Annotated in this window: 10 protein-coding genes; 7 read left to right on the top strand and 3 right to left on the bottom strand. The window is 63.8% G+C overall.

Annotated elements, in window-relative coordinates; all coding sequences use genetic code 11:
* Positions 1 to 129: 129 nt before the first annotated feature.
* The 5 genes from K8I61_05995 (at position 130) to K8I61_05975 (ending at position 6603) form a co-directional block, all read left to right on the top strand.
* Positions 130 to 1155: an aspartate-semialdehyde dehydrogenase gene (locus K8I61_05995; protein ID MBZ0271566.1), complete on the top strand. Its 1026-nt coding sequence runs from the start codon at positions 130 to 132 to the stop codon at positions 1153 to 1155.
* 358 nt (positions 1156 to 1513) lie between these two features.
* Entirely contained in the window at positions 1514 to 2572 is a 1059-nt protein-coding gene (locus K8I61_05990) for a fibronectin type III domain-containing protein (protein ID MBZ0271565.1), read from the top strand.
* Entirely contained in the window at positions 2569 to 3324 is a 756-nt protein-coding gene (locus K8I61_05985) for a hypothetical protein (GenBank protein MBZ0271564.1), read from the top strand. The genes K8I61_05990 and K8I61_05985 overlap by 4 nt, the downstream gene beginning before the upstream one ends.
* Before the next feature lie 152 nt (positions 3325 to 3476).
* Positions 3477 to 4232, top strand: coding sequence for a tRNA pseudouridine(38-40) synthase TruA (gene truA / locus K8I61_05980; protein MBZ0271563.1), 756 nt, complete (start codon positions 3477 to 3479; stop codon positions 4230 to 4232).
* A 262-nt stretch (positions 4233 to 4494) separates the two neighbouring features.
* Positions 4495 to 6603, top strand: coding sequence for an alkaline phosphatase family protein (locus K8I61_05975; protein MBZ0271562.1), 2109 nt, complete (start codon positions 4495 to 4497; stop codon positions 6601 to 6603).
* Positions 6604 to 6718: 115 nt separating this feature from the next.
* Here K8I61_05975 and K8I61_05970 read toward each other — a convergent pair whose 3' ends face one another.
* Positions 6719 to 6883, bottom strand: coding sequence for a type II toxin-antitoxin system HicA family toxin (locus tag K8I61_05970; protein MBZ0271561.1), 165 nt, complete (start codon positions 6881 to 6883; stop codon positions 6719 to 6721).
* A 48-nt stretch (positions 6884 to 6931) separates the two neighbouring features.
* On the bottom strand, positions 6932 to 7159 hold the full coding sequence (locus K8I61_05965) for a type II toxin-antitoxin system HicB family antitoxin (GenBank protein ID MBZ0271560.1): 228 nt from the start codon (positions 7157 to 7159) through the stop codon (positions 6932 to 6934).
* 298 nt (positions 7160 to 7457) lie between these two features.
* Here K8I61_05965 and carA point away from each other — a divergent pair, with 298 nt between their 5' ends.
* Together carA and K8I61_05955 are read left to right on the top strand one after the other, a co-directional pair.
* Positions 7458 to 8594, top strand: coding sequence for a glutamine-hydrolyzing carbamoyl-phosphate synthase small subunit (gene carA / locus K8I61_05960; protein ID MBZ0271559.1), 1137 nt, complete (start codon positions 7458 to 7460; stop codon positions 8592 to 8594).
* A gap of 272 nt (positions 8595 to 8866) precedes the next feature.
* Complete coding sequence (locus K8I61_05955) at positions 8867 to 10399, top strand: DUF4388 domain-containing protein (GenBank protein MBZ0271558.1); 1533 nt, start codon at positions 8867 to 8869, stop codon at positions 10397 to 10399.
* 116 nt (positions 10400 to 10515) lie between these two features.
* Here the strand turns inward: K8I61_05955 and K8I61_05950 are convergent.
* On the bottom strand, positions 10516 to 11005 hold a 490-nt coding region (locus K8I61_05950), incomplete at its 5' end, for an FHA domain-containing protein (protein MBZ0271557.1).

Raw genomic sequence — 11005 nt, 5'->3', positions numbered from 1 at the left:
GGCGTTCGGCGCTCCCAGGCGAACCGAGACCGTAAGGACCCAACAAGCAGCGAACCGCGACCGTCATAGAAATCAGCAACGAACCGCGACCGTAAGGGAGCGGGTTGAAAGGGAGTACGGGTCATTCCGATGCAGAAGTGGAACATCGCCGTCGTCGGCGCGACCGGCGCGGTGGGCGAGCAGATGCTTGCCGTTCTGGACGAGCGCAATTTTCCGATCGACAATCTGCGCCTTCTCGCCTCCGAGCGCAGCGCGGGCGAAACCCTCGTCTTTCGCGGACACGAGCACCGCGTCGAGCTTCTGACCGAGGAGAGCTTCGAGGGCATCGACATCGTGCTCTCGAGCGCGGGCGGCAAGGTGAGCGAGCGATTCCTGCCCGCCGCCGCGGCGGCCGGCGCCGTGTCGATCGACAACACGAGCGCGTTTCGCATGGAGCCGGACGTGCCGCTCGTGGTGCCGGAGGTGAACGCAAAGGACATCGCCGGCTACACCGCGCGGCGCATCATCGCGAACCCCAACTGTTCGACGATCCAGATGGTCGTTGCGCTCGCGCCGCTGCACCGCGTCGCGCGGATCAGGCGCGTCGTCGTCTCGACGTACCAGTCCGTCTCGGGCGCGGGACGGCGGGCGATGGAGGAGCTGGCGAGCCAGTCGGTCGCCATGTTCAACTCGCGCGAGCCCGAAAAGAACGTGTTTCCGCACCCGATCGCCTTCAACTGCCTGCCGCAGATCGACGTCTTTCTCGCGAACGCCTACACGCGCGAGGAGATGAAGATGGTTCGCGAGACGCGCAAGATCATGGGCGTGCCGAATCTCGCGGTGACGGCGACGTGCGTTCGCGTGCCGGTGTTCTCCGGCCATTCGGAATCGGTGAACGTGGAGTTCGAGCAGCGCATGACGCCCGAGATGGCGCGCGAGATCCTCGCCGGCGCCGAGGGCGTCACGGTGATCGACGATCCGGAAAAACTGCGCTATCCGCTGGCGAAGGACTGCGTCGGCAAGGACGACACGTTTGTCGGACGCATCCGGCGCGACGAGTCCGTGGAGCATGGCCTCGACATGTGGATCGTCGCCGACAACCTGCGCAAAGGCGCGGCGACGAACGCGGTGCAGATCGCGGAGATTCTGGCCCAGCGGTACCTGGGAGCGGCGTGATAAAAAGACTGGAAGACGGAAAGGCCGAGAGGCTGAAAGTCATCGCAGGAGCGGCAATTCAACACAAAGCCACGAACGGCACAAAGAAAACACGACGGAATTTAACTCTCCTTTGTGCTCTTTGTGCCTTTGTGTTGAAAGCAATTTTGCGATTCAATCCGCACGCGGCGCTCAAAATCCCGCACTTGCGCCACATTCCCAATTCGCCCTTCGCCATTCGCAATTAACCTGTCGCGGTCCCACGCGTCTAACCCTACGGCGGCGCGGGCAAAATTCGGCGCGGGCGTTGTTGACGGTGCGTCGCCGATGCCGCTATAAAGCCATGCCCAAGGCGCGGCCTTCGGGCCGAAAGGTAGCTTTGCTCCGAATTCTCGCCACCATCGCAATCGCGATCGTTTTTTTCGCGGCGGCGCCCGCGCTCGCGGAGGTCACCGTTTCCATCACGGGGGTCAATCCCGCGAACGGCGTCATTGCGGAGGGCGAGGCCGCGACGATCGCCTGGACGATCAACGCGGACACCGAGTCCGGCGACTACGAGGCCGTGGTCGGCGGCGACGGCACGCCGGGCACGGGCGATCCGGTCGGCGCGGCCAATGGATCGGGCAATTTCAACGGCACGACGAACGGGCAATCGACGGTCAGCGCGGACGATCTCGGAGGCGACGGCGAATACACCGTTTACATCATCGCGACCGACAGCGCGGACGCAACGAATTACGGCTCGGCGTCAACGACGATCACGCTCGACTCGCCGCCGGAGGCCGTCACGGGCCTGACTGCTGGCGGCGGCGACAAGCGCGTATTCCTGAGCTGGAGTTCGCACCCGGACGCCGACATCGACGCGTATTTCGTTTACTACGGCAACAGCCCGGGCACCGACGCCGCGGATTACGACGGCGGCGACGCGGACATCGGCGTTTCGCCCGCGGATGTGGGGACGGCGACCGAGGCAATCGTCGGCGGCCTGACCAACAGCGTGCGCTACTACTTCCGCGTCACCGCGGTGGACGTCAACGGAACCGAGAGCCCGCTTTCCGCGGAGGTTTCCGCCGTGCCCGCCGATACGCTCGGCGCGGCCGAATTGTTCAACGACACCGAGGGCTGCTTCATTGCCACGGCCGCGTACGGCGCGAAGGACGCGCGCAACGTGATCGCGCTGCGCATCTTCCGCGACCGCGTGCTCGGCAAGACCGGGTGGGGACGCGCGCTGGTGCGTTCGTATTATCGGATCAGCCCGCCGATCGCCCGCGCGATCGCGGATTCGCCGATGCTGCGCGCCGGGGTGCGCGCGGTCGTGGCGCCCGTGGCGGTTTATGCGCGGGTGGCGGTCTCGCCGATGAAGTCGGCGATGTCCGGGTTTGTCCTTGTCGCGATGCTCGCTTTCGTCTTCGCGCGCGGACGAAGGAGCGGGAAATGACCGCCGGAATTCCGATGAACGCACCGCGCCGCGGAAAAATCTACAATCTTCAATCTTCAATCTTCAATTCGCGTCTATGGCGCGGACTTTCGCTTGCTGCCATTTGTTTCCTGTTTCTCGCTTCGCCCGCTTTCGCCCAGGAACGGTCGCAATACGATCCGCACTGGTTCGAATCGCCCCGGCACTTCTCGGCGGGCTTCAACGTCGGCCTGGTGTTCCCGACGGCGGACGAGTTTCAGGACGTTTACGGAACCAAGGGCGACGCGATCTACACGCTGCAGGCCGGCTGGCGGATGATCCACGAGCTGGAGTTGCATGCGGAGGGCTCATACTTCTGGTTCGAGGGCCGCGGCGTCACCTCGACCGGCGACAAGACGCAAGAGAAGTTCAAGCTGCACGCCGCGCCGGCGGAGTTGGGGCTTTTGTATCGCCTCGCGTTCGTGCCCGATCAGATCGTCGTGCCGTATGTCGGCGCGGGCTACGCGCTGACGTACTGGTTCGAGGAAAAGCTCGACTCGTCGTCCAAGAACCGCGGGCTGTTGAACGGCTGGGTCGGCCAGGCCGGTCTGATGGTGCTTCTCGATAACATCGAAAAACGCTCCTCCGGGCGGCTCGAGTCGGACTGGGGCATCAACAACACGTACTTCTTCTACCAGTTCAAGTACCTGGCCGCGGACGACTTCGGCGGGGGCGACGACACCTTCGATCTGACGAGCATGGCGCACTCGATCGGGGTGCTGTTCCAATTTTAGATTGAAGATCGAAGATTGAAGATTGCATCGACGCGGCGAGCTTCCGCGTTTATGCGCGGCATCCGCCATCGCCCCGTCGAAATTCTCCCGCCGAACGACACGATTCCTTGCGATTCCGATCGACAATCCTCATTCTTCAGCCGTCAATCCCCATGTCGTTCAGCTACCTCATCCACCTGACCTTCGACGGCACGGACTTCGCGGGCTGGCAGTCGCAAACCGGTGTGCGGACCGTGCAGGATACGTTGACGGCGGCACTTGCGGATCTGTTCGAGCCCGGGGTGACGGCGACCGCCGCGGGGCGCACCGACGCGGGCGTGCACGCGATCGACATGCCCGTGAGCTTCGCGACGGCCATCGATCGCGAGCCGGAGATCGTCATGCGCGCGCTGAACGCGACGCTGCCGCCGGACGTCAAGGTCAAAGAGGCGCGCCGCGTGCGCGACGGGTTTTCCGCGCGGCGAAACGCGATCTTCCGCGCTTATCGCTACGTCATCGAGACGCATCCGTTTTTTGATCCGCTGACGCGGCGGTACGCGTATCAGATCCCCGTTGCGCTCGACGGAACGGCCATGCAGAATGCCGTGTTGCGCCTATTGGGCGAGCACGATTTCACGTCGTTTCGCGCCGCGGGATGCACGGCGAAATCGCCTGTGCGCACGGTGATTGCCGCGTCGGTCGCGGATGAGGGCGAGGGCCGCGTCGTGCTGTCGATTTCGGCCAACGGGTTCTTGCGTCACATGGTGAGGTCGATTGCGGGGACGCTCATCGAGATCGGCCGGCACGACCGCCCGGTGGAGGATATCGACCGCTTGCTGGCCGCGCCGCGCCGCGATGAGGCCGGCGTCACCGCCCCGCCGCAGGGGCTGTTTTTCGTGCGGGCGGATTATCCGGAAGAGGCGTTTTGAGGTTTTTTTCGAGATGGGACAGGAAGACATGATGAGAATGCGGAATGTGGAATGCGGAGTGCGGAATGAAACACGCGAACGCGTCGGCAGGGGCGCGGCCGGATCCTTCGCTTCGCTCAGGATGACAGGGGCGCTCAGGGGGATTGGAGCGCTCGACGCCGCGGAGCGAGTTTATTTGCGTGCGGCATTCCGCATTCGACATTCCGCATTCCGCATTCGCGATGGCCTTTCAGACTTCCAGTCTTTCAGACTTCCAGTCTCCTTGCTGATCGCCGTCGTTTTGATGCTTGCGTCCAACACGGCGTTCGCTGCGGAACCAAAAGTCATCATCCTCGGTTTCGACGGCATGGATTTGCGCCTTGTCCATAAATACATGGACGAGGGGCTGATGCCGAACATGCAAAAGCTGCAGGGGACGGGGCACCTGGGACGGCTCGACACCACGAACCCGAGCGAGTCGCCGGTGGCGTGGGCGTCGTTCGCGGTCGGCGGCAATCCCGGCAAGACGGGCATCTACGATTTCCTGCGCCGCATGCCCGGAAGCTACTTCCCGGAGTTCGCGACGGTCACGCCGGGCACAAAGGAAGTGCTGCCCTCGGACGCCCTACGCTGGGGTATCGCGGCGGGCGCGGGTGTCGTTGCGGCGCTGCTGCTCTTTTTCCTGTTGCGTCTCGTGACGCGCTCGACGATCACGCGGCTTGTCGCGGCGATCGTGCCGGCGGTTTGCGTGTTCGGCGCGTCGGCTTATGTCATCACGAAGTGGGTGCCGAAAGAGCTGCCGATTCCCATCGGCCAGCGGCAGGGCACGGCGTTCTGGAATTACGCGGCCGACGCCGGCATGGGCGTCACGGCGATCCGCGTTCCGGTGACGTTCCCCGCGGAGGATTTCGGCGGCAAGCTGCTGTCGGGCCTCGGCGTGCCGGACGTGCGTCAGACCAATGGCACGTTTACGGTCTATTCGACGCAGAAGATGACCGCGACGAACACGGAGATGGGCGGCAAACTCGTGCCGGTGACGATGCTGGGCGACCGCATCGAGGCCAAGGTGCTCGGCCCGCGCAACTTCACGTTGAAGGACAATCCGGATGTGACGGTGCCGTTCGTCGCGAAGATCAACAAGGCCGCGAAGACCGCGGACATCACCTGCCAGGGGCAGACGCGGACCGTGAAGATGGGTGAGTTCTCCGATTTCTTCACGTTCGATTTCGCGCTCAATCCGCTCGTGCATCTTTCGGGTATCGCGAAATTCGCGCTGCTTGCGGTCGAGCCGGATGTGCGCATCTACCTGACGCCGGTCAACTTCGATCCGGCGAAGCTCCCGCCGACGGTGCGCATCTCGGCGCCGGCGGATTTCGCGCCGATGCTCCACGGGCAGCACGGGCCGTTCAAGACGATCGGCTGGCAGGAAGAGACCTGGGCGCTGAACGAATTGCAGATCAGCGAGGAGCTGTTTCTTGCGGATCTGTTCGAGACGATGAGCGACATCGAGAAGATCGTGTACGCCGAACTCGACAAGCGCGATGCGCGGCTGTTCATCGGCGTGTTCGAGGCGACCGATCGCCTGCAGCACATGTTCTGGCGCTATCTGGACGAGAAACATCCGCTGTACGACGCCGACGAAGCCGCGAAGCACTCCGAGGCATTCCGTCGCTTGTACGCGAAGATCGATCAGATCATCGGCCGGGTGATGGAGCAAAACGTCGATGACGACACGCACCTGTTCGTCATGTCCGACCACGGGTTCCAGTCGTTCCGTAAGGCGGTCAACATCAATACGTGGCTCGTCGAAAACGGTTTCATGGCGCTCAAGGGGCAGGAGCCGGGCACGGAATTCAACCTCGACCAGCTTTTCGGCAAGGGCGAGTTCTGGCCGAACGTGGACTGGTCGCGCACCAAGGCCTACCACATCGGGCTTGGCAATATTTACATCAACCTTTTCGGGCGCGAGCCGCAGGGCGTCGTGCACAAGCTCGAATACGAGAAGGTGCAAAACGAGATCCGCGAGGGGCTCAAGAAGCTTATCGACCCGGAGACGGGCGAGCCTGTCGTCATCGACGTGTATCCGCGGCAGGAGATCTACAAGGGACCGGCGTTCGACCTTGCGCCCGACCTGATTCTCGGTTTCGCGGAGGGCTACCGCATCTCCTGGCAGAGCGCGCTTGGCGGCATGCCCAAGGGCGTGATTCTGCCGAACGATCGCAAGTGGAGCGGCGACCATTGCTCGGTCGATCCGTCGCTGACCTACGGCGTGCTGGCGTCAAACCGCAAGATCACCAAGGACGCGCCGATCATCTACGACCTGGCGCCGACGGCGCTGTCGGCGCTCGGCGTCGACCTGCCGGGGGATATTGACGGGAAGCCGCTGTATTGAGGGCCACAGGCGGCGTGAACGTAGCGGAGCGCGCGCCGGCGCGCCGATGAGGCTGACGGCATCGCAGGGACGCGACGCGTTCATTTTTTCAAGAGCCGACGAAATTCGTCCGGCGTCATGTCGGCGCTTTTAAAATGATTCCCGCGATAAGCCCGCGCTTCAGGTCTTTCGCGTGTCGCGGAACAATGACCAGCAAGTCGGGCTTATTTGGATGATTCATTATCAGGTGACTTCCACTCTGCCGATCAACGACGAAGCCGGCTCTCGCAAGCGCGCAGATGGTGTCTTTGGGTTTGACGACCGGAAGATTGCCGCCCACGACTCCGCTCTAAATGGCGATCCTGATTTTTTCGATGCGAGCCGGCGTCGTGACATCCGGCGGGATCGGGCGACCTTTGTCGCGTAATACGTCCAGGTACAATTTGATCGCGTCGGCCGCCATTTCGCGCGCCTCTTCGAGCGTTTCCCCCTGCGTCATGCAACCGGGAAGTGCTGGAACATGCACCACGTACCCGCCCTCTTCGGCAAGCTCGTACAAGACGGTGTAGGACTGAATTTTCTGGGACACGTGGGCCGCCTCCGCAACGATTCGATTTCACGATACGACGGGGATTCGAGCCGCGTCAAACCATTTTTGCTCCCCGCCGGACGTATCGCCTCGACGCACTGCAAGACATCGCCTGACAAACTTTCATTGACGCCCCCGCCCCCCAGGGATACTCTTGGCTCTGGCCTCGCGACGCGGGGCCGTTCGCGCAAATCGGCGGAAGCCGGCTCCAGAAATCCGGAACGACACGCATGAAACGGACCACGCCAAACGGGCGCACGGCGCCAAACCGGCCGGGGCGGGCGCGATGACGCGCGCGGCGTATCTCGTGCTCGCCGACGGGCGCGTCTTTGCCGGCGAGCGCTTCGGCGCGGCGGGCGAGACGATCGGCGAGGTTGTGTTCAACACGAGCATGACGGGCTACCAGGAGATCCTCACCGATCCGTCCTACCACGGGCAGATCGTGTGCATGACGTACCCGCTCATCGGCAACACGGGTGTCAACGGCGAGGACATCGAAAGCCGGCGCATCTTCGCGCAGGGATTCGTCGTCCGCTCGCGCAGCCTCGTCACATCGTCCTGGCGCGCGACAAACTCGCTTGACGACTACCTCGCCGACAACGGCGTGCCCGGCCTTTGCGAACTCGATACGCGCGCGCTCACGCGGCACCTTCGCGAGCACGGCGCGCAGATGGGCATCATCGGCGAGGGCGATCCGCAAGAACTGCAAGCCAGGCTTTCGCGCGCCCCGGGCATCGTCGGGCGCGATCTCGTGCGCGAGGTGACCTGCGAGGTCGGCTACGATTTCGCGGAGGGCCCGTGGGATCTGGACGCCGGATATGGTTCGTCGCCCGACGCCGGAAAACGCCCGCGCGTCGTCGCGCTGGATTTCGGCGTGAAGTCGAACATCCTTCGCATGCTCGTCGGCGCGGGGATGGATGTCACCGTGATGCCCGCGAACGCTAGCGCCGAGGACGTGCTCGCGAGAAAGCCGGACGGCGTGTTTCTCTCGAACGGCCCGGGCGATCCGGAACCGCTCGAATACGCGGCGAAGACGGTGCGCGGGCTTGTCGGCAAGACGCCGATCTTCGGCATCTGCCTGGGGCATCAGATCCTGGGCCTCGCGCTCGGCGGCAAGACGCGAAAGCTGAAATTCGGTCACCACGGCGCGAACCAGCCGGTGAAGGACCACCTGACCGGCCGCGTGGAGATCACCAGCCAGAACCACAACTACGTGGTCGATCCGGACACGCTGCCCGATCGTCTCATCGTCCCGACGCACACCAACCTCAACGACGGCACCAACGAAGGCCTCGCGCACCGCGAGTTGCCGGTGTTTTCCGTGCAGTACCACCCGGAGGCCTCCCCCGGCCCGCACGACGCCTCGCCGCTTTTCGCGCGCTTCGTCGAGATGATTCGCACCGGCGAGCCGGTGGTGAAGTGAGGCGGACAGGCTGAAAGTCCGGAGGGCGGCAAGGTCGTCGTCGAGCGCGGCGGGCGCGAGATTTACGCCGGGGCGGTGCCGACCGCGCACTCCGCTTCGCTGCGTTTGCGGCCCTGACATCGCAACGCGTTTGCGGCACTGACATCGCAACGCGTTTGCGGCTTCCTTGACAGGAAAATTCCCGTGACCGTAGTATTTTCGGAATCTTGCCGCACATTTTACTCACGGCGGAGGCGGCAGCCGGTGCCGCCGCGCAGGAAACGAGGACAGGCATGGCCGTTCCGGATCGCGAGGCGTACGTCAAGGGCTCGCTCGCGCACCTGCCGCTCCCCAAGACGCTGAACTACATCCATCAGGCGAAAAAGACGGGCATCCTCGCGCTGGCGCTCGGACCGAAGAAGGCGCACATCCATTTCGACAACGGCGAGATCGTGCACGTGACGAGCAGCTACTTCGCCGACCAGAGCCTGGGCGAGTTCCTCGTGCAGCAGCGCAAGATCACGGCGGAGCAGGCAAGCGCGTCCCTCGACGCCACGCGGTCCGGCCCGCTCAAGCAGGGGATGTTCCTGATCGAGCATGGGCACATCTCGCCGCACGATCTTTATGACGCGCTCAACACGCACGTGACGCTCAAGCTCTACCGCCTGTTCGAGTGGCCGGAGGGCGACTTCTTTTTCAAGCAGGGCGAGATCATCGAGCCGGAGTTCCGCGTCCTTAAGATCCACATGGGGAATCTCATCTACGTCGGCATCCGCGACTACTACCCCATGAAGACGCTTCCGCTCGAATTCCGCGGGCGCAAGGAGTTCCCGCTGTTCCGCCGGCCCGACTGCCCTTACCGCGAAGAGGACATGGCCTTCGGCCCGATGGGCACGCGCGTGCTGTCGATGGTCAACGGCCAGCACACGCTGCGGCAGATCGTCGCGCACTCGAAAATGAAGAAGGGCCAGATCTACAAAATCCTGTACGCCATGTTCCTGCTTGGCTTCATCGGATTTCCGGAAAGCGTGCAGGACCGCTCGCGGCAGACCTTCCGCGAGCGGGCGCAGCGGCGCGGCGCCACCGGCGCGGACCGGCAGGGGTACGAAGTCAACATCGCGGATGACCTCATCGCGGAAGCGGTGCGCAGCGTGGAACGCATCCACTCCACGGTCGCCGCCGGCGAGCCGGCGGAGTCGGCGGATCTCGATCTGGGCGAACCGATCCAGAAGGTGAAGGCGCCGGCGGCCGCCAAGGCCGGCGCCGGCGAGCTTTCGCTGGGGCTCGACGAGCCGCACGAGGAACCCGAAGACGACGGCGACGACATCTTTGGCCTCGCGCCGGAGTCTTCGAGCGGCCTCGGATGGGAAGACGACGCCTCCGGCGCCGGCGCGGGCTTCGACGAGCCGGACGCGAACGCCTACACCGCGTCGTTCGAGACGACGGACCTTGGCGCGTACAGCACGCCCGAGGAGTTGATGAAGCAGGCGACATACCTGACCGAGGAATCTCGCTGGGACGAAGCCGAACGGTTTCTGCGCCGCGCCATCGAGGTCGACCCGAACTGGTCCCCCGCGTACCCGCACCTTGGCTGGGCCGTTTACAACCGCTCGGGCGGCGTCGAGGTCGCCGAGTCCGAGGCGATCGTCAAGGAAGGATTGCGGCGCGACCCCAAAAATTTCGAGGCGTTTCTGATTCTCGGCAAGATTTACAAGGCCGAAAATCAGGTTGACTTCGCCGAACTGCATTTCGTCAAGGCGATCGAGCTGAACGTCGACTGCGTCGAAGCCAAGGAAGAGATCAAGAAGATTCGCGCGTCACGATAACGCCCGATTCCGGATCTGCCATTCCGGATCTCGAACGACAAACGCCGCGCCCGATCGGACGCGGCGTTTTTCGCGAGGTGCGCGCCGTTCGGAGCCGGCGCGATGATTCGCGCCGGCTACATCAGACGCACCTGAAAGAACACGTCGCCAACCTTCAGCTTGTCGAGATGGTTCAGGCGTTCCTTGCGGACGCGCTTGCCGTTGATGAACGTGCCGCCGTGCGAGCCGAGATCCTTGATGACGTAACGGCCGTGCTCCATGCGAATGCGCGCGTGTTTTTTGTCGACGGACTTGTGGCCGACGAAGATGTCCACGTCGCCAAGGCCGGCGGAGCCGATGACCATGTTGTCGTGCACGAGTTCGAAGACGCGTTCGTGGCCGCCGGGATCGTGCAGGATGAGCGCGGGGTTCGCGAAGAAACGCCCGTCGCCGCCCTCGCCCGAGAAGAAGTCGCGCTCCAGATCGCTCCAATCCTCGACGACCTCTTCGTGAAGAACCACCTCGCGCGCGACGGGCACCGCCTCTCGCACAACGTTTTCGCTCGCAGGCGTCGGCTCCTCGACGAGCAGCGATTCGACGCGGGCCGGCTCAGCGGGGCTCTCCGGT

The organism is bacterium, from assembly GCA_019912885.1.
In the GTDB taxonomy this organism is placed as follows: domain Bacteria; phylum Lernaellota; class Lernaellaia; order JACKCT01; family JACKCT01; genus JAIOHV01.
This window is presented reverse-complemented; position numbering and strand designations above follow the sequence as displayed.